Raw genomic sequence first — 23,810 nt, forward strand, 5'->3', positions numbered from 1 at the left:
TCTCGCCGCGGGGTTTGAGAACTGACGCTCATCGATTTCCGACGGCGCCGCCGCCCACGCCATCGTTGGGCGGCGGGAATGCGGACAACTCGCCAAGAACCAGCGTCCAATAGGTCCCATACTTGCTGCCTTGCTCGCCATGTGCGGCAAAAATGCCGATCCTGGATACCCCCGGGGCAAGCAGATTACGGTCGTGCACTGGCGACTTTTCCCAGGAGTTGAGAACGTCCGATAGGGTCGCTGTCATTGGTCCGGCGAAAAGGGCTTCGTAGGCCCGGGCTCCCTGGAAGTTGCCTGCCGCTAAACGTTGCGTGAAGCTGCCTTCGCCGGGAAGGTCGTGTGCCACTTGGTCCTCGTCGGCCATGCGCGTTGCGTGGGCCGTTGCGATTTTCATCAGCGCCGCATCGAGGGTGACGGGTCCCTGCCCATGCTGCCCGCGATAGTCGGAGATCATGATTTCAACCTCGGCCAATATGGCCGCGTTGGCATTCGCGGCTGCCTCAACGAGCTCCTCTTCACTGGGTCTCGGCGCAAGATAATTGCGACTTAGGTGAAGCTTCACCGACTTATCGAACCCGGCTTGTCCTGTCTGGTTGAAGCCATCGCGGATCTTCGTCGAGCCGGGACCGGTTGCGGTATTGCCCTTCGCTCCCTTGGCAGGATCGCCGAAGAGCCCGGTGGCGATATCAAAACCCATCCGATAGAGCACGGTTGGTTGATAGGTCCGCATACGAGCAACTCTTGAATCGGTTGCCGCGATCGCCTCCCCAATTCCAAGCAGCTCCGAATTGCCATTGCGGGCCAGTGAGAACGCCGCGGCAGTGTCAAATCCGCCTTGCTCGTCGATCGCCAATTGGCTTCGTTTTTGGTCCTTTCCCGGACCTGACGCCGTTTGCCGGTCCCAGGTCCCCAGTCCAACCAGAAACCCGAACCGGGCATGGTCGTCGGACTGCCCTTTAAGCAGCTCCGTCGCCAGCGGATCCTGCCCCGCGATGACTTCGCCCCGGGCGGCAAGGGCGTTCAAGTCGGCCTGCTGGGCGGCGCATTGAGCTTCGAGACCGGGTGCAGCGGGTGAACTTCGTGCCCGCGCAACTTGCGCCTTTTCACAAATCGATAGGCGGGAAATGGCGGACGGTTCGGACGACCCGGGCAGTTTCACCCGGCCCTTGGGTTTGAGCGGCTCAGGGCCCGCTTTCAGTGCGTCAGTGACGCTATTGCCGGGTAACGGGATAGATGCGCTCACGGCCCCTGCTGCTTGCGTCGATACGGTCGTGGCGTGAGCGTCGCCCGACTCTACTTCCCGCCTCGTTCCATCGTGAGTCCGGTATACGACTGGCGGGGCAGCACTCGGATCGATTGCATCGACGACCTCTTGCCCTAGCGCGGGCATGGCAAGGAGCGACAGCGCCGCCCAGGCGGGCATACATTGCAGGAGGAGCCGCACTGGTCGGCTTGGCACTATTGCGGGACCGTGCCGCCGCTGGCGAGACATTTCTCCGCCAGCCCTGGCGCCGCCGGCGAACTGCGATCGCGCGCGACCTTCGCCATCTCGCAGATGCTGAGCTTTGGCTTCGCCGGTGCATCTGGGACAGTCACCCGGCCAACCGCGTCGATCGTCGGGTTTGCCGGAACGGCCGTCGGCGTGTCCGGATCATAAGTGTCGGACCCTTGCGGCTCCGGCGTTGGGTAGCGCGAAGCCTTGCCGCCGGCGGGGACCTTTTCAAGCCACGGTCGGCCGGGCGTGCGGGCAAGCGGCGAGCAGGCCTCGCCGGACTCATTCCTTGCACAAACCCGGAGCGTATAGACTTCACCTGGATCGCTGAACTCATCGAGCGGGATGACTTTCTCGCCAGGCCGCGATTCCCCGGCGGTCGGGTGCCACTCGCCGTTGCCGAACATCTGGACTGTTTCGATGGCAATTCCATTGTTCGCGCGGTTGGGTTTCCACTCGACGAGGATGCGCAGGGGTTGGCCGTCACCGACTTGGCCAAAGCCTGACTCTGCCGGAAGGATGGTCAGGACAGGTTGCGAAGGCGCGAATGGCCTTGGCAGCGGCGGTGGAGAGGCCGCGGTCGCGCAGGTCCACTGTGTCCACTCCCGACGGGGATCGTTGATCCAGGCAATCAGGAATCGGAAGCAATATTCGGTGTCCAGATCCAGATTCTTGATCAGGAAGCCTTCCGGATAATCGATTCGGGACAGGTTTCGCCCCGGCCGGCCACCCGCATAGCGGCCTTTGAACCAGTGGATCAGTGCCTCGCAACTATATGCTTGAGCTGAAATCTCGATGCACTGCGCATCGGGACTTGGCAGCGGAACTGGCATCGGCTGCCCATTCGCGGTCCATTCGAGCTTCATCTCCGGGTTCCACAAACGCAGGGAAGCCTTCTGTGAAACGGTAAAGTCGCCGAGGCTGACATAGACGGTCGCTCGCCCATCATTGACGCTGGTCCAAACGTGCTGGGGTTCCGCGGCAGCCGGCTCCGCCAAGGTCGCCGAAGCAAAGGCACAGATAATTGCAAAGGACTGGACGCGCATGGCAGCTCCCCGAAAATATGAGGGACGAACATGGACGCTGGCTGGACAGCGCCTGTACGCCTGTTTGAATCGTTACGCCACAGGAACATCAAATTGGGAATCGCCGGGCGGCTCACGCGATCCCTTGCGTCCCCGCGGCTTGCCTTTCGCACTTGCCGCACCCATGTCGCGATGGCCGCGTTGACCGCCCGCAGCCCCTCGCGTACAACAAGAACAAAGCTGGAACGAAACAGACTCGATGCTGACTCATATTACCGTTCGTGGAGCTCGCGAGCACAACCTCAAAGGCGTCGACGTCGCGATCCCGCGCGAAAGCCTGACGGTCATCACCGGCCTGTCGGGCTCGGGCAAGTCCTCCCTCGCCTTCGATACCATCTATGCCGAGGGGCAGCGCCGCTATGTGGAGTCGCTCTCCGCCTACGCCCGCCAATTCCTGGAGATGATGCAGAAGCCGGACGTCGAGCATATCGACGGCCTGTCGCCCGCCATCTCGATCGAGCAGAAGACGACGTCGCGCAACCCGAGATCGACCGTCGCCACCGTCACCGAAATCTACGATTACATGCGCCTGCTGTGGGCGCGGGTCGGCATCCCCTATTCTCCCGCGACCGGCGAACCGATCGAGGCGCAGCAGGTCAGCCAGATGGTCGACCGCACCATGAAGCTGCCCGAAGGATCGCGCCATTATTTGCTCGCCCCGGTCGTCCGCGGCCGCAAGGGCGAGTATCGGAAGGAACTGGCGGAGTGGCAGAAGGCCGGCTTCACCCGGGTCCGCGTCGACGGCCAATTCCACGACATCGAAAGCGCCCCCGCGCTCGACAAGAAATACAAGCATGACATCGAAGTGGTGGTCGACCGGATCGTCATCCGCGAAGGCATCGAAACTCGGCTGGCCGACAGTTTCGAAACCGCGCTGAAGCTGGCGGAGGGGCTGGCCTATCTCGACCCGGCCGACGTCCCCCACCCCGCGGGTGCCGAGCGCACCGGCGTCGCCGCCGCGCTGGAGCAGGCCGCCGAACGCGACGGCTTCAAGCTCGACTACGCCCCGCCGGGCCGCATCACCTTCTCCGAGAAATTCGCTTGTCCCGTCTCCGGCTTCACCATTGCCGAGATCGAGCCGCGCCTCTTTTCGTTCAACGCGCCGCAGGGCGCCTGCCCGGCCTGCGACGGGCTCGGCGAGAAACAGGAATTTGACGAGGATTTGGTCGTCCCCAACCACGCCCTGTCGCTCAAGAAGGGCGCGGTCGTCCCCTGGGCCAAGAGCCAACCGCCCTCGCCCTATTATATGCAGGTGCTGGGCAGCCTTGCCCGCGAATATGGCTTCTCGCTGGAAACTCCATGGGGCGAGCTTGGCGAGGAAGCTCAGCGGGTCATCTTGCGTGGCACGGGCGGCAAGCCCGTCACCCTGCTCTTTGTCGACGGCAAGAAAAGCTATGAAGTGAAAAAGCCGTTCGAGGGCGTGCTCGGCAACCTCGAGCGCCGCATGCTCTCGACCGAAAGCGCCTGGATGCGCGAGGAGCTGTCGAACTATCAGGCCGCGCACCCGTGCGAGACCTGCGGCGGCGCCCGCCTCCGGCCCGAGCCGCTGGCGGTCAAGATCGCCGGCGAGGATATCTCTCTCTCGTCGCGCCGCTCGGTCGCCGATGCGCTCGCCTGGTTTTCGTCGCTGGATCAACATCTTACCGCGCAGCAAAATGAGATCGCCAAGGCCATATTGAAGGAGATCAACGAGCGGCTCGGCTTCCTCCACAATGTCGGCCTCGACTATCTCAACCTCGACCGCACGTCGGGAACGCTATCAGGCGGCGAGAGCCAGCGCATCCGCCTCGCCTCGCAGATCGGCAGCGGACTTTCAGGCGTGCTCTACGTCCTCGACGAACCATCGATCGGCCTTCACCAGAAGGACAATGACCGCCTCTTGGAAACGTTGAAGCGCCTCAAGGGCCTCGGCAACACCGTGCTGGTGGTCGAACATGACGAGGATGCAATCCGCCACGCCGACCATATCATCGACATGGGCCCCGGCGCGGGCGTCCATGGTGGCGAAGTGGTCTGCGCCGGAACGCTTGATCACCTCCTCGCCTGCGAAGACAGCCTCACCGCCGATTACCTCTCCGGCCGCCGCCACATCCCGATGCGCGCGAACCGGCGGAAGGGCACGGGCAAGAAGCTCACCGTCCATGGCGCGCGGGAGAATAATTTGCAGGACGTTACCGCGTCCATCCCGCTCGGCACCTTCACCTGCGTCACCGGCGTTTCGGGCAGCGGCAAGTCCAGCTTCACCATCGACACGCTCTACGCCGCCGCCGCCCGGTCACTGAACGGCGCTCGGATCGTCGCGGGCAAGCATGACAAGGTCACCGGCCTCGAACATCTCGACAAGGTGATCGACATCGATCAGTCGCCGATCGGCCGCACCCCGCGGTCCAACCCGGCGACCTATACCGGTGCCTTCACCCAGATCCGCGACTGGTTCGCCGGCCTGCCGGAAAGCCAGGCGCGCGGCTACAAGCCCGGCCGCTTCAGCTTCAACGTCAAGGGCGGCCGGTGCGAGGCGTGCCAGGGCGACGGCGTGCTGAAGATCGAAATGCACTTCCTCCCCGACGTCTATGTCACCTGCGACGTCTGCCACGGCCAGCGATACAACCGCGAAACGCTGGAGGTGAAGTTCAAGGGGCGCAGCATCGCCGACGTGCTCGACATGACGGTCGAGGACGCGGTGGAGTTCTTCAAGGCGGTCCCCGGCATCCGCGACAAGATGGCGATGCTGCAGGAAGTCGGCCTCGGCTACATCAAGGTCGGGCAGCAGGCGACCACGCTCAGCGGCGGCGAGGCGCAGCGCGTCAAGCTGTCGAAAGAACTATCCCGCCGCGCCACCGGCCAGACGCTCTACATCCTCGACGAGCCCACTACCGGCCTCCATTTCGAGGACGTCCGCAAGCTGCTCGACGTCCTCCACGCGCTGGTCGAGCAGGGCAATACGGTGGTGGTGATCGAACATAATCTCGACGTCATCAAGACGGCCGACTGGATACTGGACCTGGGGCCGGAAGGCGGCGTCAATGGCGGTGAGATCGTCGCGGAGGGCACGCCGGAACAGGTGGCGGCCAACGAGCGGAGCTTCACCGGCCAGTATCTGCGCGAGACGTTGAAGAAGTCGCCTGTCAGCTCAGAACCGGTAAAGGTCCCGAAGCCGAGCCGGAGGGCGAAGCGGGTGGCGGCGGATGAGCCCGATTTGCTGGCGGTGAAGTAAGAGGAATAGCCCGGTGCGCGCTGAACTGCCCCCTCATTCGTCATCCCGGGCTTGACCCGGGATCCGCCTTTTCTTGAAACGAAGCTAAGGCAGGCAGACCCCGGGTGACGATCATTGGATCAAGTCCGGCGTGACGGCATGCCCTAACCTCTCACCCCTATCAGGTTGAGTGTCGGCACTAGCGGATATTGCACCACCAGCACGGCCAGCAGCGCGACATTGGCTCGCTTGTTCTTGACGAACATCGCCGCGATCACCGCGGGGATGAAGACCAGCATCGACCATCGGGTCAGCGCACCCTGGAGCGGCTCGGCGCCAAGCGCGACCAGCGCGACCATTGCGATTAAGTTGCAGGTCATGGCCCCGCCCAGCACCCATTTGCGATGTTCGAAATAATAGGCGTCGAGGTCGGGCCAATCGTCGAAATCATGCGGAAAGGTGATCCGGGCGATGAGGTAGTAAAGGCCGATGATGAGCAGCCCGCCCATCAGCGTGACATAATGGGCCGGAACCAGCTCGCGCATCCCCCACGCGATCATCCAGAAGCTGGTGATGTCGAGCGCGACCAGCGCGCCGAGCAGCGGAGTCAGCCAGCCGATATGGATCTTGCGGCGCAGCTGCACCGCGGTCCCAAAGCCGCCCAGCACTTCTGCCAGCGCCAGGCCCAGCAGCAGGCCGAACAGCGAGAAGACCAGTTCGAATGACGTCATCGCGTGGAGCCCCCTCCCAATCGTCATTCCAGCGAAGGCTGGAATCCATGAACATTGCCATACTCGAAATTCCCGGGGCCCGTGTTCCTGGGTGCTGAATTAAATTCAGCATGACGAATGGCGCGGTGACGGTGTCCCCCGAGCTGAGTGATTGGCGAAGCCACCTAACCTCGCCGCACTCGTCATTGCGAGGGCGAAGGCCGTGGCGATCCATGTTTGCGGCTGCTGGATCGCTTCCCCCGGCCTGCGCCGGGGTCGCGATAACGCCGCGCTCGTCGATCTTGGCCGATGTCAGCAGTTATACACGCCGGCCGCGCAGCGCCTTGCCGTCCGGCGAGCGACACCAGCCACGCTGACCGGGGTCAACGGACGCCCGACCCTCGCTTCGGCGGGCGAGATCAGGCTGATCGGGCCGGCTCCCGTGAACAGGTCCGCCGCCCCCAGTCCCATGACACCGAGGATTGCCACCATCAGCCTGGTTTTCAGTTTCCTGGATAAGGTCATTTCGCTGCTCCGATCCTGTAATTCTCCGGCAGGTCGCTGGTGTCTTTCAGCTTCTCCAGGTCCTTGACGTCCATCTTGGTGGAGCCGGCGGGCGGAGTGAAGCTGAAGTCCGCCTGGCCTGCGGTGGCACCGGCCTTCCAGTCGCGAATGGTCATCGTGAACTGCGGGGCCTGGTCGACCCCCTTGCTGGTGATCACATAGCGGCACGGATAGGGCGATGCGCCCTGGGCGATCCAGATTTGCCAGTCGGTGTCCTTGGCACGGAACGCCAGGTGGTCGCATTCCTGGCCGCCGATCACGCCGCTGCCGAGGTCCTTCACGTCAGTAACGTCGGTCATCAACGCGTCGTAGACATTGGCCATCAGCAGGTCCGCGCCCGGCAGCTGCCGGTGGAACTTGTCCCTCAGCTGGTCGACCAGCGTGTCGACCGTGCCTGGCGCCTCGGCCTGGACATAGGCGTTCTGTCCCTTGCCCAATATCGTCAGGGTCTTCCCGTCGAAGATCATCTCCGTATCGGAGAAACCGGACTTGCGGGTGGTATGGATCTTGTCGGGACGGCTGAGCAGGACGGTTCCTGAAGTCGCAAGCTGCAGCTTCTGATGATCTTCGCTGACGACTTCGAACACTGAGTCGTAGCTGAGCGATATGACCTTCTGTGCCGCCAGATAATCCGACATCGCCTTGAGGAGGGCTCGCGCATTTTGCGAAGAGGCATCCTGCGCGCCCCCGGCTGTACCGGCCGTGGCCTGTTCGGTCGCGACGGGCTCGTTTGTGGCCTGCTCGGTCGCATTCTCCTGGCCCGCCTTCTGGCATGATGACAGGCCCGGGCCGACGATCAGCACCAACGCGGCAGCAGAGAGCAAGGCTGTGTGGATGTTATGTTTCATTTGAGATCCTCTACTGCCAGATGCGGGGGGCTTCGGGAGTATCTTGTGCGCTCGCGGGGACGGCGATCGCGCGGGCAATCGCCGACAGGCCACCAGGTGCAAATTTCATGATTGGCTCCAATGCTGGTCTGCTCGCTAGGCCTATAGGTACCCTGCCAAAATCGGTATTAGTCCCCAGCGCATCGTCGGGATGCCATCCGTGGATGTCCCATCATCGCCTTGAACAGCTCTCGGCGCGCCCGAGCCCCTCGCCGCACTCGTCATTGCGAGGGCGAAGGCCGTGGCGATCCAGATTAGTGGCGGGCAGGATCGTTTCCCCCCGGCCTGCGCCGGGGTCGCGATAAGGAAGCTCCCGCTCGTTATCTCCTGTTCATGCGTCTTATTGGGATACTACGCGTTGATACCCTGAACTCCCCGGCGTTTTCTGGTGGAGAGCAAGGAAATTTCCATGAAACGCGTGACCATATTACTCGCCGCCGGCGCGGCCACCCTCGCCGTCGCCGTCCCGGCCGCCGCGCAATCGCCCTACGCCTATCCGCAGCAGACCTATCCGCAGCAGACCTACCCGCAGGGCCAATATTATCCGCAGCAGGGTTATGGCTATCCGGGCCAGATCCAGGGCCAGGACGGCATCACACAGATCATCGGGCAGCTGCTCGGTAACCGTTACCAGACCAACGATCGCGTCGCGGTCGAGCGTTGCGCGACCGCCGCCATGGCGCAGGCCAACGCCCAGTATCGCCGCAGCCCTTATGCACAGGGCTATGGCGATCCCCGCGGCGGCTACGGCAACCAGGGCTATTACCCGGCGTCGTCGATGCGCGTCACCGCCATCACCGATGTCCGCCGCCGCAATAATGGCCTGCGCGTTTCCGGCCTGCTCGACAGCTCGTTCGACGGCCACCCGCCCTATGGCAACGCCTATGGCTATCAGGGCCAGGGTTACCAGGGCCAGCGCTATGCCGGCCAGGGCGACCTCACCTTCCGTTGCAACGTTGCCTATAACGGCGCGGTGACCGGCGTCCGGGTCGGACGCAACCAGTCCGCTTATAACGGCGCGTACAACCGCGGCTATTAAGTTCTGAAGAGTGTAAGGGCGCGCGGCTTAACCGGTCGCGCGCCCGCGTTCGCGCCGGCGGCATCCAATTGCTCGAAGCTTCAGTCCAATTCTCGTAGAGCGGATTGAATTTCTTCAACAATTTGCCGAAGCTCTTCGACCAGCCGTGACTGCGGATCGTTTCGAACAAGCGTTGACAGCTTGTCCTCTATCGACGCCAACAGCTCCACCGCGCTGCGCCGCATTTCAATCACATCGAATGCTTTTGTATTGCATGCCGATGGCTCCGACAACAGCGTCCCCTGTCATGGTGATCAGAAGTCGAAGCGCGCGCCGATGATAGGCCCGCTTTGCTTGACGTCGTAGAGGAACTGTCCCTTGTCGTAGTCGACCGCATAGTGCCGCCATCCGGCGGATAGCTGCCAATTGCTGCCGATCCTGTGTTGGACGCCAATCACCGCTTGCCAGGTGAGGTCGGATCCGACGCCGAACCCGCCGATATCGCCATAGATTGCCAACGTCGTCTTCGCACCTATCGGAATTCCGACATGGGCCGCCAATATCGGATCGACCCAGCTCTCGGTCGCGTCTCCCTCGACGGTTCGCAAGGGGCCGGACAGCACCAGGTCCGTGTCGGTGACCACCAGCCTACCGCCAGCCATCAGGTCGACATCGACCTTGCCCTCGGCCACCCGGTAGCCGCCAAGCAGGGATGCGGTGAATGTCGTCGCGTCGAGATCGGCTTCGACCAGGTCGTCGTCGCGGATTCCGATCCCGCTGTCCGCGCCCAGATGCACGTAGCTCAGATCCGCCAGGAAGATCAGCCGGTCCTTGCGCGCTTGCAGCGCACCCATGCCGGCGAATTTCAAATGCTTGAGCACCTTGCCGTACGACAGGTCGACGTCGACCGGCTCAACCGGACCGGCGGTCCGTAAATTGCCCTCCAGGTCCGAAACCCAGACGTACATGGTGGTCGAAAATTGCCAGTCCGACCGCGGTGCCTCGGCTGCCTGCGCTCCCGTTGCCCACGGCAGCATCAGCCCGGCGACGACCGCCCTGCCCAAAATCTTCATAAATCCCCCTAAAATCCCTTGATGGTTTCGGCCGAAACCTCCCAGCCCGCATCGATTCCCCCGGGCATCATCGCACCCCGGTCCTCCCCCACTTCACTGTCGATCAGGCGATTGAGCTTGGCGTTCATGGCCAGGACCAGCTCGTTATTCGGCTTGGCTCCGGCGGCGAGGTTCTTCGCTTCGAGCGGATCGGCCTGCGTGTCGTAAAGCTCGACGTCGTTGAACGCCCGGATCTGCTCCAGGCTCACCGGTCGATTATGCTGTTTCGGCGAAAAATAGCGCGCAAACATGTAGCGGCCGTCAAACACGGAGCGGATCGCGCCGCGCTTCTTCAGGTTCGGCAGGATTCCGGCATCTTTCAGCTGGGTGCCCTTGCCGCCCTGCCGGATGAACGAAATCGCCTTTTCCGCGAAGTCGCCGTCGACATAGGCCAGCATGTTGTAATTGAAGAGCGCACCCTCGCGCACGCTATCCGGCCGTGCCCCCTGCGGGTCGGCAAGCACCGGCGAGAAATCCTTGCCCTTTGCATGCTTGGTGATGGCCGACTTCCGGTCGGCCGGCGCGGCCGTCATGCCGACTAGCGTCGGCGCCAGGTCGACATGCGATGTCACCGCCTGCGTTTGGCGTCCGCCAGGGATTCCCGGGTGGACGATGACCAGCGGCACATTGTTCTGCTCTCGGTAGCTGGTCGCGCCCTTCGAATGCATGAAATGAGCGCCGTCGATATCGCCATGGTCGGCGGTCATGACGATGATCGTCCGGTCGGCCTGGCCCGATGCCTCCAGCTCGTCGAGCACGGTCGCGATATTGCGGTCCACGTCTCGGAGGCAGTTGAGGTAATAATTGTGCCGCCGCCGCCAACGCGCTTCATCTTCGGGCGCGACCGGCGCGATGAACGCGTCGTGCGATTTCAAATAATCGTGATGGGCCGCCGGCCGCCCTGGCTGGCCAAACGGCTGCCGGTGGGTCCCTGGCAGGTCGAATTGCCATTGCGCAGCGTAGATCGGGTCGATGGGATCGCGATTCATCGGTGCAAGGCCGGGGGGTTGTCGGACAGGAGTGCCTGGCTCGTCCGTATCGTAGAACATGACGTCGTGCGGATTGACGAGGTTGACCGCCAGGAACCATGGCTTGCCCTCGGCGGCCAGCGAACGGCCCTTGCCCCTCATCCAGCTGCCGGCCATCGCCGCGATGATGCCGTCGTGCAGATAACCGCCTTCGGTGTGGGCGATGATGTCGCCGATCCCGAAATAATCGGAGAAGCCATATTCCTCCATTTCGGCGGTGAAGATCTTGGTCGGAGAACCGAGCTTGTTGACCTCCTCGAACTCCTTGGTGAGGTGCCACTTGCCCTTGTAGGCGGTGTAGTAGCCGGCGTCGCGCAGCATGTCCCCAACCGTTGGCACCTCGGTCGACATGCTCTGAATCCAGGGGAAGTTCGTGTTATCGAACATCTTCGTCTGCTGGATATGCTGGCCGGTGTAGATCACTGATCGCGACGGTGTGCAGACGCAGGATGCGATGCGGTGGTTGAGGAACGTCGTCCCCGCTTTTTTAAGCCGCTCATGGGCTGGCAGGCTAAAGCCGACCGGCAGCTCGCCGGGCCGGAAATGCCGTTCCTGGTCGGTCAGGATGAAGAGGATATTAAAAGGCTCCCGGCCGATCGGAGCGGATTGAGCGCTTGGCGTCCCGGCGCGCAATGGACCCGTTGCCAGGCTCATTGCCGCCGCGCCGGCAGGCACCATGGAAAGCAAGTTGCGGCGGGACAGACCGCGCCCCGCGTCTGGCTGCTTGTCGCTCATTCTCGTTTGCCCCCATTACCCCGGCCGCACTTGGCGGCCGCCTTGCAATCAAGCTGCGCACAGGAGGCGTTACAGTCAGATACGCGAGGTGCCCCGAAACGATGGACTCCAAGGATCTTTCCTTCTGGAGTCGCGCCAGGAGGTAACCTTCGTCCCGGCGACTGTCTAGATAAAATATACATCATGTCATTATGACACATTGTATAAATTGATGGATCAAATGCCACAGCTCGTGCATATCGCCGGCATGGCTTCGTCGAACCATCGAGCGCGGGTGGCCGCTCTTCGCAGGGAGCGGATGCGTTTGCGGCTGCTTGAGGCGGCGCTTTCGGTGTTCGGCCAGGCCGCGGATGAGCCAGGCGTAGTCGACGAGGTTATCAGCCGCGCCAAAGTCTCGCGAGGCACCTTCTACAATTATTTCGACAATGCCGATGGCCTGCTGAGGGCCGTAGCGGATGCGGTGGGAACCGAGCTCATGCAGGCCGTGGCGCCGATCGTCGAGGCTCGGGACGATCCGGCAGAGCGGATGGGCGCGGGCGTCCGGTCATGGATTTCCCTTGTCGAAAGACATCCCGGCCTAGCCTATTTTTTCCGCCGAGCCGGCCTGTACATATTGTCCAACGAACAGGTTCGAACGGACATGCCACGCGATTTGGTTGCCGGCATGAAATCCCGCCGCTTCACGATCGACGAACTTGAGCTCGGCTTCGTGCTCGTTGCCGGGACGGTATTGGCCGCCATTAACACCATGGCCACAGGCAAGGTGCCGCGCACCTACGGCAGCAAGCTCGCCGAGCGCATTCTCATGTCGCTTGGAGTTGAGGGAAGCGAAGCCCGCGCCATATCCCGCGCCAGAATCGCCGCACCTGCCCTCTCCCCGGATTCGCTAATCGTCAGGTCGATCGGCGCCGGGCTTTCGGCAGGTTGAGAGTGGTCGATGGTCGCTGATCAGCCAGATTTGGCCACTGCCACCAATGCCGGCCGAAGCAACCGGTCCTTGAGCATGTAGCCCGACTGCATTTCCTCGACGATCGTGCCCGGTTGGGCCGTGTCGGTGGCGATTTCGATCATCGCCTGGTGCTTATGAGGATCGAGCGGCTGGCCGACCGCCTCGACGCGGACAATGCCTTGCCGGGCGAATACCGCATCCAGCTCGCGCAGCGTCGCCTCGATGCCCTCGACGAAGCTCTTGGACTTTTCATCCTCCCGCGCCGCGTCCGGCACATGGCTCAGCGCCCGGTCGAGGTGGTCGCGAACCGCCAGCATGTCACGGGCGAACCCTGTCGCCGCATAGGCCGAAGCCTGCTGCTTTTCAGATTCCAGCCGCCGCCGGACATTCTGCGTCTCGGCATGGGCGTATAATACCTTGGCATTGGCTTCCTCGAGCAGCTTTTCGAGCTCGGCCACGCGATCATGCTCGGCGAGTTCGGGCGAGCCCGCGGCGGTCTCCTCGCGAATGTCCTCGGCTTCCTGGTGACGGTCTTTGTCGTTCATCATCTCATATATCTCGTGAGGGCTTGCGCCGTGAAATCCACCATGGGAACGACTCGCGCATAGTTCAATCTGGTCGGTCCGATAACCCCGACAACGCCAACCACTTGCCCGTCGCTCCCGCGATAGGGGGCGGCAATGACGCTGGAACCCGAAAGTGCGAACATCCGGTTCTCGCTGCCGATGAATATCCGGCATCCCTGTCCTTCCCGGGCGCCTTCGAGCAGCCGGGCGATTTCCTGCCGGTCCTCCAGCTCATCGAGCAGCCTGCGCACTCGTTCAAGGTCGGCGGCGGCGCCTTCGTCGATGAGGTTGGCCTGCCCGCGGACGATCAGTACCGGGCGCTGGGCGTGATCTTCGCTCCAGTCGGCGAGTCCTCGCGCGACCAGCTCGGCTGCCACCGAATCGATCGCCTCCCGCCGCTCGGCAATTTCTGCGCGCAGCCGCCCCTCGGCCTCAGCGAGAGTCATTCCGCTCAGTCGCGCATTGACGAAATTGGCGACTTCGCTGAGCGCCAGGGCGCTGGTCGCGCCGCCCAGCGGAACTACGCGGTTCTCGACGCTGCCGTCGCTTCCGACCAGCACCGCCAGCGCCCGGTCGGCCGCCAGCGGCACGAAGCTCAGCTGCTTGAGCCGAAGCTCGGTCTTCGGCGCCAGGACCACCCCGGCGCAAGCCGACAGGCCGGACAGGGTCGCGGTCGCCGCTTCAAGCGCCTCCTCGATCGACCGGTCCTTCAATTGCGCCTCGATCGCCGCGCGCTCCCGTGCCGGCGGAAGAGCGCTGTGCATGATGCCGTCGACGAACAGCCGAAGCCCGGTCTCGGTCGGGATTCGCCCGGCCGAGGTGTGCGGGTGGGTCAGGAGGCCGCGCTCTTCCAGCTCCTGCATCACGCCGCGGATCGAGGCCGGCGACAGGCTGACGGCGCCGGCAAGCGCCTTCGAGCCGATCGGCTGGCCGCGGTCGAGATAGGCTTCGACCACCAGCCGGAAGATATCGCGCATGCGGTTGGTAAGGTCGCCGATCGGCTCGTTCATGGGGGCGATGTAGGGCGAAGCCATTTGAAAGCCAACGATGGTGGGGCTAGGGCCGTCGCAAACCAGTATCAGGAGATTTGCATGCGTCCCAGCGGCCGCGCCCCCGACCAGATGCGTAGCTTGACGTTCGAGCCCGGCTTTACGCGCCATGCTGAGGGGAGTTGCCTGGTCAGCTTCGGCGACACGCGGGTGCTGGTCACTGCCTCGGTCGAGGATCGAGTTCCGCCGTTCCTTCGCGGCAAGGGCCAGGGATGGGTCACCGCCGAATATGGCATGCTGCCCCGCGCCACTCACACCCGCGGCAACCGCGAGGCGGCCAAGGGCAAGCAGTCAGGCCGGACCCAGGAGATCCAGCGGCTGATCGGCCGCTCGCTGCGCGCGGTGGTCGACCTGCCCAAGCTCGGCGAACGCCAGATTATCATCGACTGCGATGTGATCCAGGCTGACGGTGGGACAAGAACCGCTTCTATTTCAGGGGCTTGGGTTGCATTGCGGATCGCCATCGACAAGCTCTTGGATTCCGGTGCCTTGACTGATGATCCGATCCGCACCCAGGTCGCCGCGGTCAGTTGCGGCATATATGAGGGAACTCCGGTGCTCGACCTCGATTATGTCGAAGACAGTTCCGCCCATTCGGACGGAAATTTCGTTTTGACGGGGGACGGAGCGATCGTTGAAGCCCAGTTGACCGCTGAAGGCGCCACCTTCGACGAGGAAAGCCTGCTCCGCCTGCTGCGGTTGGCGCGGGTCGGGTGCGACGAGATTTTCAAGGCCCAGCTCAAGGCAGCGGGCAAATGAAGGCGATCGGTCCCAAGCTGGTCATCGCGACTCACAATGCTGGCAAGCTGGCGGAAATCCAGGAACTGCTGCAGCCATTCGAAATCGAATGCGTGGGAGCTGCTGAACTCGGCCTCCCCGAGCCCGAGGAAATCGGCAATAATTTCATCGACAATGCCGAACTGAAGGCGCGCGAAGCCGCTGACCTCAGCGGACTGCCCGCGCTCGCCGACGACAGCGGGATCTCGGTCGACGCATTGCATGGCCTGCCAGGCATATTCTCAGCCCGATGGGCCGAGGACGAGGACGGCAACCGTGACTTTGGCCGAGCGATGGAGCGCGTGTGGCGCGAGGTCGAGGCGGCCGGCGAGGAAGCCGGGCACGACGCCCATTTCGTCTGCGCCCTATCGGTGGCTTGGCCCGACAATGGCCAGGCCGAGAGCTTTGAAGGCAGGGTCTATGGGACCTTGGTTTGGCCGCCGCGAGGCGACCGCGGATTCGGCTATGATCCGATGTTCGTTCCCACCGGCCACGAGCGAACCTTCGCCGAGTTTGATCCGGTTGAGAAGCACGCCATCAGCCACCGGGCCGATGCGTTCAAGAAGCTAATTGCCGCCCTGGGGTAACGGAAAGTTGGCGGCGAGCGGCGCCAACGGATCGCCGCGATTGGCGGCGAGGTAAAAGCCGTCCTTATTGCCGGTCGGCGCATAGCGGCAGACGAAATAATCGGTGGTCGCACTTGATGCGAGCGCGCAGCCAACTTCAGTCGTCGTCGGCCAGACAATCTGCGTGTAGTGGGCAACTGCGTGCCAATCGCCGTTGATGCTGTTGTCGGGGAAGGCTCCCGCACGAAAATGCCGCGCCTCCTCAACCATCACCCCGATCATCACATCGTAGGAAAAGACGCCGCGCTGGCCGCGCCACAGATTCTCGCCGGATTTCTTGCGCCGGCCGGGGGTCTGGTCGTGGCCATAAATGCCGGTTGCGGCCATATATTGGGCATGGGCCATTGCCCCCGCGGCAAGCTCATCGTTCCAGGCCACAGCCGGAACGCCGAACTCGCTCCGGGCCTGGTTGTGAGCATCGAGGACGATTTTGCGTAATAGCCCGTCTCCGCGATCCGCCGGCGCCGGCCAGTTGGGACTGGGCAGCGTTGCAGCCGCAGCCGGGGCCGCGACGCACAGCAAGGCAAGGGCGAGCACGCGCTTCATGGCGCGATTGTCACCTCGCCTGGTTAACAAGCCTCTGTCCTAGCTTGGTAAATTTCCGCGAAGCCGTTAGGTGCGGCCCGCATCATGGCCACCATAGCGATCCAGCCTGAACCTGCCTTGCCGGAATTGCCCACGGCTGTTCCGCTGGCGCTCTATGTCCATTGGCCGTTCTGTGTCAGCAAATGCCCCTATTGCGACTTCAACAGCCATGTCCGCGCCTCGATTGACCAGGAAGAATGGCGCGATGCGCTGCTCGCCGACCTCGCTCACGAAGCGGCGCTGCTGCCCGATCATCGGCTGAGTTCGATTTTCTTCGGCGGGGGAACGCCCTCGCTGATGGAGCCGACTACGGTCGAGGCGATCATCGCCTCTGCCCGCGATTTTTGGCCACAAGCCGACGACCTCGAAATCACGCTCGAAGCCAACCCGAACAGCGCCGAGGCAGCGCGTTTCGCCGAACTTGCCATGGCAGGCGTCAACCGCATCAGCCTCGGCTTGCAGAGCTTCGACGACCGGTCGCTCGCCTTCCTTGGCCGCGCCCATTCGGCCGACGAGGGATTGCGAGCGCTCGACGCCGCGCAATCGGCGGTCGATCGGGTCAGCTTCGACCTGATTTATGCCCTGCCTGGCGACACCGAGGCGGACTGGTCGGATACGCTCGGCCGCGCGCTGGGCCTCGGCACCGAACATTTGTCGCTCTATCAGCTAACCATCGAACCGGGCACGCGCTTTGCCTCGATGGTCGCCAAGCATGAGTTTGAGCCACTCAATGCTGAGGCCGCCGCTACATTGTTTGAGATCACGCAGGAACGTAGCGCCGCCGCCGGCCTTCCGGCTTATGAGATCTCCAACCATGCTCGTCCCGGCTGCGAGAGCCGGCACAACGTCGCCTATTGGCGCTACCAGGATTATGCCGGCGTCGGCCCAGGCGCCCACGGCCGCCGGATGGGCATGTGCACTGTCCGCCACAAGAAGCCAGAGAACTTCCTTTCGGCCGTCGCCCGGAACGGCAATGGGTTGGTCGAGGAAGAGGTTCTCACCCGTCACGAGGCTGCATATGAAGCGCTGGTGATGGGCCTCAGGCTGGGCGAAGGAATTGCACCGGCCCAATTGGCCGAACGCATCGGCGTCGACCGGATCGTTGACGATGATGCGGTCGCCCGCCTGTCCAGTCTGGGCCTGCTTGAGCATGGGAACGGAAGAGTCAGGACTACCCAGGCAGGCAGGCTGTTGCTCGACTCGATCCTGGCCGAGATCGCTGCCTAGAACGCCGTTGCCGCGGGCGACACCACCGACGATCCGGCGGCAGTGACCTGCCTCACTTCGAGCAGGCGTTCCGCGGCGCCGTCGCGGCCAAAGCGGAAATTACCGTCAACCCCGGCGAAGCCATCCTTGTCGATCAGCGTTTTCGCCGGAAAGGCTCGGCCGATCGGCCAGTTCGGTGCACTCCGCACGGCGAGCAGCATCGCGTCATAGCCAAGGCTGGCAAGGCGATAGGGCGTCTTCCCGTAGCGCGCCCGATAACGGGTCACGAGCCGGTCGAACTGCGTGTCGGGGGTGGCCGAGAACCATGCGCCACGCAATGCTGCCGTCTTGCCGATCGTCCGGTCGGTCGCCCAAAGCTCCGTGCCCAGCTTATGTCCCCCGACCTTCAGGGTTGGAGCCGCGATCGCAGCCGTTCGCGTCGCATCGCCAATCAATACTGCATCAACGGGCCCCTTGGCGTTAAGCCTCCGGGCGGCATCACCGATTGCTGCCGGGGTGCGGTCGTAACTTTCGATCGAGTTCACCCGACCGCCCGATCTCCGAACTGATTCGATCAGGCTTTGAGCGGCGCGTTGGCCATACAGCCCGGTCGGGACCAGCCCGCCGAAGCTGTTTGCCCCCTTGCTGCGCGCATAGGCGACAACCCGGCTGATCGACTGATCGGGGGTGACGCCCATAATATAGACTCCGTCGCCGGCGACGCCCTCGTCGTTTGAAAAGGCGATGACAGGTATGCCGGCGCTCCGTGCGACCGGCGCCGCTGCGCGCACGTCCTCGGCCAGCAGCGGCCCGAGGATCAGCCGGTTTCCGTCGGCAATCGCCTGCTGAGTTGCAGCGGCGGCACCGCCTGTCCTGTTGCTGTCATAGACCTGGACGCGAATTGATTGTTCGCGTGTGTCAAGCAGCGCAAGCTTTGCGGCATTAGCGATCGAAGTGCCAACCGAGCCGTCGGGCCCAGTCAGTGGCACGATCACCGCAACCTCATTTGTCTGCTGGCCAGTGGGCACGGGCGGAGGCTCGATACCCCCAGCTTCGGCTGGCACTCGCGGCCCGGTCTGACACGCAGTCAGCGTTAGGATCGTCGCAGAGATTCCGAGCAGCCACGCTCGCCGCGCTTGCCGGGAAGTGAAGTATAATGCCATGCCCGTCCCCCGTGGACCAACCGCTTCCGCCTGGACTCTATATCGTTGCGACGCCAATCGGCAATCTTGGTGACATGACGTCACGTGCGGCCGATACGCTGCGGCGAGCCGATATCATCCTCGCCGAAGACAAACGGGTCACCGCAAAGCTGCTTGCACATGTCGGGGCGAAGGCGCCGATGACCGCTTACCATGATCACAGTGACGATTATTTGCGAGAGCGAATCTTGGGCGAGCTTGGCAGCAAGGTCGTCGCGCTGGTTAGTGATGCCGGAACGCCCTTGATTTCCGATCCGGGCTACAAGCTGGTCCGCGCCGCCCGCCAGGTGGGCCATTCAATCTACACATTGCCTGGCCCGTGCGCGGCGATCGCAGCTCTAACTTTGGCGGGGCTGCCAACCGACCGTTTCCTGTTTCTTGGATTTTTGCCCAGCAAGGCCAAGGCAAGAAACGAAGCAATCGAAGAAATCGCATCGGTTCGCTCCAGCCTTGTGCTCTACGAAAGCGGCCCTCGCTTAGGTGAATGCCTCGCGGCGCTGAGCGCGGAACTTGGACAGAGAGACGCGGCGGTCATCCGCGAGATCAGCAAGCTTCACGAGGAAACCGTCACCGGTCTGCTTAGCGACCTGGCCCAACGTTACGCGCAAGCGCCGCCAAAGGGCGAAATCGTAATCGTCGTTGGCCCTCCGCCGGAACGGGAGGCCGCCAGTGACGACGACCTGGATGACGCGCTGCGGGCTTCGCTTGCCAGGCTAAGCCCATCTCGCGCGGCTGCGGAAGTGGCCGAGCGGCTCGGCATTCCTCGCAAGCGTGCCTATGCCCGAGCACTTGATTTGGCAGATAAGGAGTGAGCCGCCAGCATGCCGAGGCGCGAGGTCGCAGATCCGAAGCGATCGCGGCCTGGTGGTTGCGTCTCAAAGGCTGGCGGATTCTCGGTCGACGCGTTCGCATCCAGGGAGGCGAGGTCGACCTGATCGCCCGCCGCGGCCGAACCGTGGCGTTCGTCGAGGTCAAGCAGCGCGGTAGCGAGGAGGCGGCCGCTTGGGCGCTGGACGAATATCGCTTGCGCCGCGTTGCGATGGCCGCCGAACGGCTGGCGCCGCGCTATGCCAGGGAGGGCGACGACATCCGCATCGACGCGCTGTTCATCGTGCCGCGGCGGTTGCCGCGCCACCTCGCTAATGTCTGGCACGGGTGACAATGGCTGCGGCTTCGAATAGTCGGCGCGCATGAGCCTCACAGTAGCCGTGCAAATGGACCCGCTGGAAAAGATCGGCATCGCCGGCGATTCCACGTTCGCGCTAATGCTGAAAGCGCAGGAGCGCGGTCATCGTCAGTTTCACTACCTGGCCGAGGATTTGAGCTACGAGGACGGCCGGGTTCGCGCCCGAGCCCGCCCGGTCTCCGTCCAACGAATCGAAGGCAATCATTTCAGCGCTGGCGAACCCGCCATTCTCGACCTGGCCAGCGACGTCGACGTAATCCTGATGCGGCAGGATCCGCCGTTCGACATCGGCTACATCACTGCCACTTATTTACTCGAGCGGATCGCCGACAAGACAGTGGTCGCCAACGACCCGAGGTCGGTCCGTGATGCGCCCGAAAAGCTGTTCGTGCTCGACTTCGCAGAGTATATGCCGCCGACGATGATTAGCCGGAATCTGGCAGAAATCCGGGAGTTTCATGCCAAGCATGGCGAGATTGTGGTCAAGCCGCTGCACGGCAAGGCCGGCGAAGGCGTGTTCCGCATCGGCGGCGACGGCACCAACCTCACGGCGCTTACGGAGCTGTTCGGATCGATCTGGAAGGAGCCGTTCATCGCCCAGGCCTTTCTCCCGTCGGTGACCGAAGGCGACAAGCGCATCGTTCTGGTCGACGGAGAGGTTGCGGGCGCAATCAACCGTCGCCCCAAGTCCGGAGAGTTTCGTTCCAACCTCGCCGCCGGCGGCACCGCCGAGCGGACCGAATTGACCGATCGCGAGCGCGAGATTTGCGCGGCGATCGGGCCAGAGCTCAAGCGGCGCGGCCTGCTGTTCGTCGGGATTGACGTAATCGGCGGCATGATGACCGAGATTAATGTCACCTCGCCGACCGGGATCGTCGCAATCGACCAGTTCAACGGCAGCGACACGCCCGGCCTAATCTGGGACGCGATCGAAGCAAAAGTCGCAGCTCGATGAGCGATTGGATTGTGCGCCTGATCGAGCAGTCAGGCTATCTCGGTGTCGGCTTCCTGATGTTCCTGGAGACGGTGTTTCCGCCGATCCCGTCGGAAGTCATCATGTCGGTTGCCGGCGTCGCGGCCGGCCAGGGCAAGCTCAACTATGGGTTCGTGGTCGTGGCCGGCACCGCCGGGGCAATGCTCGGCAACATCCTGTGGTACCTCGCCGCCCGGGCGCTCGGCATCCAGCGCCTGGAGCCGATCATTCGCCGCTGGGGCCGCTGGATCACGATGAGCTGGTCGGAGGTCGCTCGCGCTCAACGCTGGTTCGACGAGCATGGCACCTTCTTCGTGTTCCTCGGCCGGTTGCTGCCGACGGTGCGCAGCCTGGTTTCGGTCCCTGCCGGCTTGCTGAAGATGAGCTTCCGGCGATTCATGCTGGCGTCGACACTTGGAACGGCGGCCTGGACCGCGATCCTGGCTGGTGCCGGATTCAAGCTCGGCGAGAATTATCGCGATGTCGACAAGGTCATCGGTCCGGCCGCCAACGCCATCCTCGTCGTGTTGGTCGCAGGCTATATCTACCGGCTGTGGACCCACCGCAACATGCCGGTCGAAGAAGAAATCTCCCAAACTGACCTGACCAGTCTCTGATTCGGGAAATCCTCACGCCCTTGGGTGGGCGTGGCGATAGACGTCGAGCAGTCGCGCCGCATCGACCTCGGTATAGATTTGGGTCGACGACAGGCTGGCGTGGCCAAGCAGTTCCTGCAGCGAGCGCAAATCGGCACCCCGGGCGAGCAAATGGGTCGCGAAGCTGTGGCGCAGGGCGTGTGGCGTCAGCGAGTCCGGCAATCCGAGCCGCGTCCGCGCGCCGCGCACTGCCCGCCGGACGAGATCGGCGTTGAGAGGTCCGCCCTTGGCTCCAACGAACAAGGGTGCATCACCGGTCAGCGGGTAAGGGCATAGTGCGACATAGGCTTCGATCGCTTGTTTTACCGCCGGAATCAGCGGCACGATCCGCGTCTTGTTGCGCTTGCCGGTAACCCGCATCGCCTGGCCTAGCGGCAGGACGCGCGCGGTCAGGCCCATTGCCTCGGCAACGCGCAGGCCCGCCCCGTACAGCAGCAGCAGGATCGCCAGGTCGCGCGCGCCGAGCCAATCGTTGGGTGCGGCGATTTCAGCTTCCTGGGCCAACGCGATGGCATCATCCGGACTTGCCGGCCTCGGCAAGGTACGTGGTCGCTTCGGCGCCCGGGTCCGTGGCAGCTGCGGCGCATTTCCCTGGGCTTCGGCAGCGAATGTAAGGAATGCGCGCACCGCCGACATTTCGCGTGCCGCCGATGACGCGCCCAGCCCCGCGCCCCGCCGGTCGGCCAGAAATGCGCGCAGGTCGGTTGCGTGGACATTGAGCAGGCTGAACCGGCCAATTTCCTCGCCGCGATGGCGGCCGAGAAATTCGATCAGGCGATGGGCCGTGGCGACATAGGCGCGAACCGTGTGCGGGCTGCGGCGACGATCGTTGGCGAGATAGGAGGCCCAGCGTGCGGCAAGCGCGCGCGCCGGATGCCCTTCCTGATCTAGCCGTTCATCAGCCACCGGCGCAGCATAGCGCTTAGGCTGGCCCCAAGGAATCCCAGCAATTCGGAGCCGTGCCGATTGTCGAGGCAGGCGGTATCCCTCTGCCCGAGGAGCAGCAATCCATAGGGCAACGGTGCTTCCGCGGGCAGAATGACCAGCGCTTCAGACCGGATATGCCTGGCCGCCGCGCCAAATAGCGGATGGCCGCAATCGACTGTCCGCATGGTAACCGGCTCAAGCCTGCCGATCGCGCGGTCGACGATCTTGGGTTCGACCGTTCCGACATAGCCGGATTCGACACGGAAGCCCTTGCCGTCGGCAACCAGGGCGAGCGCCGAATAATCCAGCCCCAACAACCGCGGCCAGTCGTGACGAATGACGTCGAACAGCGCTTCCAGGCTGTCCGCCTCAATCAGCGCCAGAACAGCAGCATGGATTGCCGCGCTCGCCCCCGAATGGCCGCGCGCATAGGCGATCAGATCCTTATTGGCGCTGGTCGCCTCGCCCAACCGGTCGCGGAGATGCGCAACCGCGCGCTCTTCGAAAGGAATCACCCTCGACATGTCGCGATTCCTACCGCGACAGGGTTAATAATCCGCCTAAATCAGCCGAATTTTATCCCAGATTTTCGCCTGCAGTAGTCCCCCGGACCACTGCGCTCAAATCTTTTGGCCCGTGGCTTCCCAGTCCTTGAGGAAGGCGGCCATGCCATTATCGGTCAGCGGATGCTTGAACAGCTGCCAAATCACTGCCGTCGGCGCGGTCATCACATCGGCGCCGATCTTTGCGGCTTCGAGCACATGGATCGGGTTGCGCACGCTTGCGACCAGGATTTCTGTCGCAAAATCATAATTGTCGTAGATCAGGCGAATGTCGGCAATCAGCTCGATGCCCGGCTGGCTGATGTCGTCCAGGCGGCCAACGAACGGCGAAATGAACGACGCCCCGGCCTTGGCCGCGAGCAGCGCCTGATTGGCCGAGAAACATAATGTGACATTGACCATCGTCCCATCGCCGGAAAGCGACTTGCAGGCCTTGAGCCCGTCGATCGTCAGCGGGACCTTGACCGCGATATTGTCGGCGAGTTTCCGCAAAACGTCCGCCTCGCGCATCATTCCGTCATAGTCGGTCGCGACCACCTCGGCCGAGACCGGGCCTTTCACTACTGCGGCGATTTCCTTGACGACCTCAAGAAAGTCCCGACCGGATTTTTTCACGAGCGACGGGTTGGTGGTCACCCCATCGAGCAGGCCAGTGTCCTGCAATTCCCTGATTTCGGCGATTTCGGCGGTGTCGGCGAAGAATTTCATCTTGTTTGGTCCC

25 protein-coding genes are annotated in these 23,810 nt (G+C 63.2%); 10 read left to right on the forward strand and 15 right to left on the reverse strand.

From position 1 onward, the window contains the following. Positions 1-28: 28 nt before the first annotated feature. Positions 29-1,243, reverse strand: coding sequence for a CAP domain-containing protein (locus tag LZ518_RS13535; RefSeq protein ID WP_249915032.1), 1,215 nt, complete (start codon positions 1,241-1,243; stop codon positions 29-31). 215 nt (positions 1,244-1,458) lie between these two features. Beyond that, a complete protein-coding gene (locus tag LZ518_RS05615; protein ID WP_249915033.1) occupies positions 1,459-2,538 on the reverse strand; it encodes a hypothetical protein in 1,080 nt (359 codons plus the stop codon). A gap of 238 nt (positions 2,539-2,776) precedes the next feature. On the opposite strand from LZ518_RS05615, the gene uvrA reads away from it, so the two are divergent. Next, entirely contained in the window at positions 2,777-5,791 is a 3,015-nt protein-coding gene (gene uvrA, locus LZ518_RS05620) for an excinuclease ABC subunit UvrA (protein WP_249915034.1), read from the forward strand. A gap of 143 nt (positions 5,792-5,934) precedes the next feature. On the opposite strand, the gene LZ518_RS05625 is transcribed toward uvrA, so the two are convergent. The 3 genes from LZ518_RS05625 to LZ518_RS05635 form a co-directional block, all read right to left on the reverse strand. Further along, positions 5,935-6,501 (reverse strand): hypothetical protein, encoded by a 567-nt coding sequence (locus LZ518_RS05625; protein ID WP_249915035.1) that lies wholly within the window; start codon positions 6,499-6,501, stop codon positions 5,935-5,937. A 291-nt stretch (positions 6,502-6,792) separates the two neighbouring features. Further along, on the reverse strand, positions 6,793-7,005 hold the full coding sequence (locus LZ518_RS05630) for a hypothetical protein (protein ID WP_249915036.1): 213 nt from the start codon (positions 7,003-7,005) through the stop codon (positions 6,793-6,795). Beyond that, positions 7,002-7,892, reverse strand: a complete 891-nt coding sequence (locus LZ518_RS05635; protein ID WP_249915037.1) for a DUF2092 domain-containing protein — start codon at positions 7,890-7,892, stop codon at positions 7,002-7,004. The genes LZ518_RS05630 and LZ518_RS05635 overlap by 4 nt, the downstream gene beginning before the upstream one ends. Before the next feature lie 448 nt (positions 7,893-8,340). Here LZ518_RS05635 and LZ518_RS05640 point away from each other — a divergent pair, with 448 nt between their 5' ends. Then, complete coding sequence (locus LZ518_RS05640; RefSeq protein WP_249915038.1) at positions 8,341-8,970, forward strand: hypothetical protein; 630 nt, start codon at positions 8,341-8,343, stop codon at positions 8,968-8,970. Between the two features lie 80 nt (positions 8,971-9,050). Here the strand turns inward: LZ518_RS05640 and LZ518_RS05645 are convergent, their stop codons facing one another. Genes LZ518_RS05645 through LZ518_RS05655 form a run of 3 tightly spaced genes read right to left on the reverse strand, consistent with a single transcriptional unit; the run spans position 9,051 to position 11,824 of the window. Next, positions 9,051-9,242 carry a hypothetical protein gene (locus LZ518_RS05645; RefSeq protein WP_249915039.1) on the reverse strand — a complete coding sequence of 64 codons (192 nt, stop codon included), beginning with the start codon at positions 9,240-9,242 and terminating at the stop codon, positions 9,051-9,053. A 21-nt stretch (positions 9,243-9,263) separates the two neighbouring features. Further along, on the reverse strand, positions 9,264-10,022 hold the full coding sequence (locus tag LZ518_RS05650; RefSeq protein WP_249915040.1) for a porin family protein: 759 nt from the start codon (positions 10,020-10,022) through the stop codon (positions 9,264-9,266). 8 nt (positions 10,023-10,030) lie between these two features. Next, positions 10,031-11,824 carry a sulfatase family protein gene (locus LZ518_RS05655; protein WP_249915041.1) on the reverse strand — a complete coding sequence of 598 codons (1,794 nt, stop codon included), beginning with the start codon at positions 11,822-11,824 and terminating at the stop codon, positions 10,031-10,033. Positions 11,825-12,044: 220 nt separating this feature from the next. Between LZ518_RS05655 and LZ518_RS05660 the strand changes: the two genes are divergently transcribed. Continuing rightward, on the forward strand, positions 12,045-12,752 hold the full coding sequence (locus tag LZ518_RS05660) for a TetR/AcrR family transcriptional regulator (protein ID WP_249915042.1): 708 nt from the start codon (positions 12,045-12,047) through the stop codon (positions 12,750-12,752). Positions 12,753-12,772: 20 nt separating this feature from the next. Here LZ518_RS05660 and grpE read toward each other — a convergent pair whose 3' ends face one another. Together grpE and hrcA are read right to left on the reverse strand one after the other, a co-directional pair. Further along, positions 12,773-13,321 (reverse strand): nucleotide exchange factor GrpE, encoded by a 549-nt coding sequence (grpE, locus tag LZ518_RS05665; RefSeq protein WP_431358212.1) that lies wholly within the window; start codon positions 13,319-13,321, stop codon positions 12,773-12,775. Continuing rightward, positions 13,318-14,349 (reverse strand): heat-inducible transcriptional repressor HrcA, encoded by a 1,032-nt coding sequence (gene hrcA, locus LZ518_RS05670; RefSeq protein WP_249916511.1) that lies wholly within the window; start codon positions 14,347-14,349, stop codon positions 13,318-13,320. Before hrcA ends, grpE begins: the two co-directional genes overlap by 4 nt. A gap of 81 nt (positions 14,350-14,430) precedes the next feature. Between hrcA and rph the strand changes: the two genes are divergently transcribed. Both rph and rdgB read left to right on the forward strand, forming a co-directional pair. After that, on the forward strand, positions 14,431-15,147 hold the full coding sequence (gene rph, locus LZ518_RS05675; protein ID WP_249915043.1) for a ribonuclease PH: 717 nt from the start codon (positions 14,431-14,433) through the stop codon (positions 15,145-15,147). Then, positions 15,144-15,752 carry an RdgB/HAM1 family non-canonical purine NTP pyrophosphatase gene (gene rdgB / locus LZ518_RS05680; protein WP_249915044.1) on the forward strand — a complete coding sequence of 203 codons (609 nt, stop codon included), beginning with the start codon at positions 15,144-15,146 and terminating at the stop codon, positions 15,750-15,752. The genes rph and rdgB overlap by 4 nt, the downstream gene beginning before the upstream one ends. On the opposite strand, the gene LZ518_RS05685 is transcribed toward rdgB, so the two are convergent. Continuing rightward, positions 15,732-16,337 carry a CAP domain-containing protein gene (locus tag LZ518_RS05685; protein ID WP_249915045.1) on the reverse strand — a complete coding sequence of 202 codons (606 nt, stop codon included), beginning with the start codon at positions 16,335-16,337 and terminating at the stop codon, positions 15,732-15,734. The genes rdgB and LZ518_RS05685 overlap by 21 nt on opposite strands. Before the next feature lie 84 nt (positions 16,338-16,421). Between LZ518_RS05685 and hemW the strand changes: the two genes are divergently transcribed. After that, positions 16,422-17,603, forward strand: a complete 1,182-nt coding sequence (gene hemW / locus LZ518_RS05690) for a radical SAM family heme chaperone HemW (protein WP_249915046.1) — start codon at positions 16,422-16,424, stop codon at positions 17,601-17,603. Here hemW and LZ518_RS05695 read toward each other — a convergent pair. Beyond that, positions 17,600-18,745 (reverse strand): penicillin-binding protein activator, encoded by a 1,146-nt coding sequence (locus tag LZ518_RS05695; RefSeq protein WP_283938161.1) that lies wholly within the window; start codon positions 18,743-18,745, stop codon positions 17,600-17,602. The two genes, hemW and LZ518_RS05695, sit on opposite strands and share 4 nt — an antisense overlap. On the opposite strand from LZ518_RS05695, the gene rsmI reads away from it, so the two are divergent. From rsmI to LZ518_RS05715, 4 genes are read left to right on the forward strand one after another with little or no spacing between them, the layout of a single operon-like run. Next, on the forward strand, positions 18,739-19,596 hold the full coding sequence (rsmI, locus tag LZ518_RS05700) for a 16S rRNA (cytidine(1402)-2'-O)-methyltransferase (RefSeq protein ID WP_283938162.1): 858 nt from the start codon (positions 18,739-18,741) through the stop codon (positions 19,594-19,596). The two genes, LZ518_RS05695 and rsmI, sit on opposite strands and share 7 nt — an antisense overlap. Then, positions 19,593-19,943 (forward strand): YraN family protein, encoded by a 351-nt coding sequence (locus LZ518_RS05705; protein WP_249915049.1) that lies wholly within the window; start codon positions 19,593-19,595, stop codon positions 19,941-19,943. The genes rsmI and LZ518_RS05705 overlap by 4 nt, the downstream gene beginning before the upstream one ends. Positions 19,944-19,974: 31 nt before the next feature. Then, entirely contained in the window at positions 19,975-20,925 is a 951-nt protein-coding gene (gene gshB / locus LZ518_RS05710; protein ID WP_249915050.1) for a glutathione synthase, read from the forward strand. Next, positions 20,922-21,560 (forward strand): DedA family protein, encoded by a 639-nt coding sequence (locus LZ518_RS05715; protein ID WP_249915051.1) that lies wholly within the window; start codon positions 20,922-20,924, stop codon positions 21,558-21,560. Before gshB ends, LZ518_RS05715 begins: the two co-directional genes overlap by 4 nt. Positions 21,561-21,572: 12 nt before the next feature. On the opposite strand, the gene LZ518_RS05720 is transcribed toward LZ518_RS05715, so the two are convergent. From LZ518_RS05720 to fsa, 3 genes are all read right to left on the reverse strand, one after another. Next, positions 21,573-22,505, reverse strand: a complete 933-nt coding sequence (locus LZ518_RS05720) for a tyrosine recombinase XerC (RefSeq protein ID WP_249915052.1) — start codon at positions 22,503-22,505, stop codon at positions 21,573-21,575. Continuing rightward, positions 22,487-23,050, reverse strand: a complete 564-nt coding sequence (locus tag LZ518_RS05725) for a DUF484 family protein (RefSeq protein WP_249915053.1) — start codon at positions 23,048-23,050, stop codon at positions 22,487-22,489. Before LZ518_RS05725 ends, LZ518_RS05720 begins: the two co-directional genes overlap by 19 nt. Positions 23,051-23,146: 96 nt before the next feature. Beyond that, positions 23,147-23,797 (reverse strand): fructose-6-phosphate aldolase, encoded by a 651-nt coding sequence (gene fsa / locus LZ518_RS05730; RefSeq protein WP_249915054.1) that lies wholly within the window; start codon positions 23,795-23,797, stop codon positions 23,147-23,149. Between the last annotated feature and the right edge of the window lie 13 nt (positions 23,798-23,810).

Origin of the sequence: Sphingomonas brevis, from assembly GCF_023516505.1 — a bacterium.
Classification (GTDB): domain Bacteria; phylum Pseudomonadota; class Alphaproteobacteria; order Sphingomonadales; family Sphingomonadaceae; genus Sphingomicrobium; species Sphingomicrobium breve.

Bases quoted from the DNA above. Each gene is read 5' to 3' on its own strand.
- LZ518_RS05615 (WP_249915033.1), bottom strand. From the start codon at position 2,538: ATGCGCGTCCAGTCCTTTGCAATTATCTGTGCCTTTGCTTCGGCGACC.
- uvrA (WP_249915034.1), top strand. From the start codon at position 2,777: ATGCTGACTCATATTACCGTTCGTGGAGCTCGCGAGCACAACCTCAAA.
- LZ518_RS05625 (WP_249915035.1), bottom strand. From the start codon at position 6,501: ATGACGTCATTCGAACTGGTCTTCTCGCTGTTCGGCCTGCTGCTGGGC.
- LZ518_RS05630 (WP_249915036.1), bottom strand. From the start codon at position 7,005: ATGACCTTATCCAGGAAACTGAAAACCAGGCTGATGGTGGCAATCCTC.
- LZ518_RS05635 (WP_249915037.1), bottom strand. From the start codon at position 7,892: ATGAAACATAACATCCACACAGCCTTGCTCTCTGCTGCCGCGTTGGTG.
- LZ518_RS05640 (WP_249915038.1), top strand. From the start codon at position 8,341: ATGAAACGCGTGACCATATTACTCGCCGCCGGCGCGGCCACCCTCGCC.
- LZ518_RS05650 (WP_249915040.1), bottom strand. From the start codon at position 10,022: ATGAAGATTTTGGGCAGGGCGGTCGTCGCCGGGCTGATGCTGCCGTGG.
- LZ518_RS05655 (WP_249915041.1), bottom strand. From the start codon at position 11,824: ATGAGCGACAAGCAGCCAGACGCGGGGCGCGGTCTGTCCCGCCGCAAC.
- LZ518_RS05660 (WP_249915042.1), top strand. From the start codon at position 12,045: ATGCCACAGCTCGTGCATATCGCCGGCATGGCTTCGTCGAACCATCGA.
- grpE (WP_431358212.1), bottom strand. From the start codon at position 13,321: ATGATGAACGACAAAGACCGTCACCAGGAAGCCGAGGACATTCGCGAG.
- hrcA (WP_249916511.1), bottom strand. From the start codon at position 14,349: ATGAACGAGCCGATCGGCGACCTTACCAACCGCATGCGCGATATCTTC.
- rph (WP_249915043.1), top strand. From the start codon at position 14,431: ATGCGTCCCAGCGGCCGCGCCCCCGACCAGATGCGTAGCTTGACGTTC.
- rdgB (WP_249915044.1), top strand. From the start codon at position 15,144: ATGAAGGCGATCGGTCCCAAGCTGGTCATCGCGACTCACAATGCTGGC.
- LZ518_RS05685 (WP_249915045.1), bottom strand. From the start codon at position 16,337: ATGAAGCGCGTGCTCGCCCTTGCCTTGCTGTGCGTCGCGGCCCCGGCT.
- hemW (WP_249915046.1), top strand. From the start codon at position 16,422: ATGGCCACCATAGCGATCCAGCCTGAACCTGCCTTGCCGGAATTGCCC.
- rsmI (WP_283938162.1), top strand. From the start codon at position 18,739: ATGCCATGCCCGTCCCCCGTGGACCAACCGCTTCCGCCTGGACTCTAT.
- LZ518_RS05695 (WP_283938161.1), bottom strand. From the start codon at position 18,745: ATGGCATTATACTTCACTTCCCGGCAAGCGCGGCGAGCGTGGCTGCTC.
- gshB (WP_249915050.1), top strand. From the start codon at position 19,975: ATGAGCCTCACAGTAGCCGTGCAAATGGACCCGCTGGAAAAGATCGGC.
- LZ518_RS05715 (WP_249915051.1), top strand. From the start codon at position 20,922: ATGAGCGATTGGATTGTGCGCCTGATCGAGCAGTCAGGCTATCTCGGT.
- LZ518_RS05725 (WP_249915053.1), bottom strand. From the start codon at position 23,050: ATGTCGAGGGTGATTCCTTTCGAAGAGCGCGCGGTTGCGCATCTCCGC.
- fsa (WP_249915054.1), bottom strand. From the start codon at position 23,797: ATGAAATTCTTCGCCGACACCGCCGAAATCGCCGAAATCAGGGAATTG.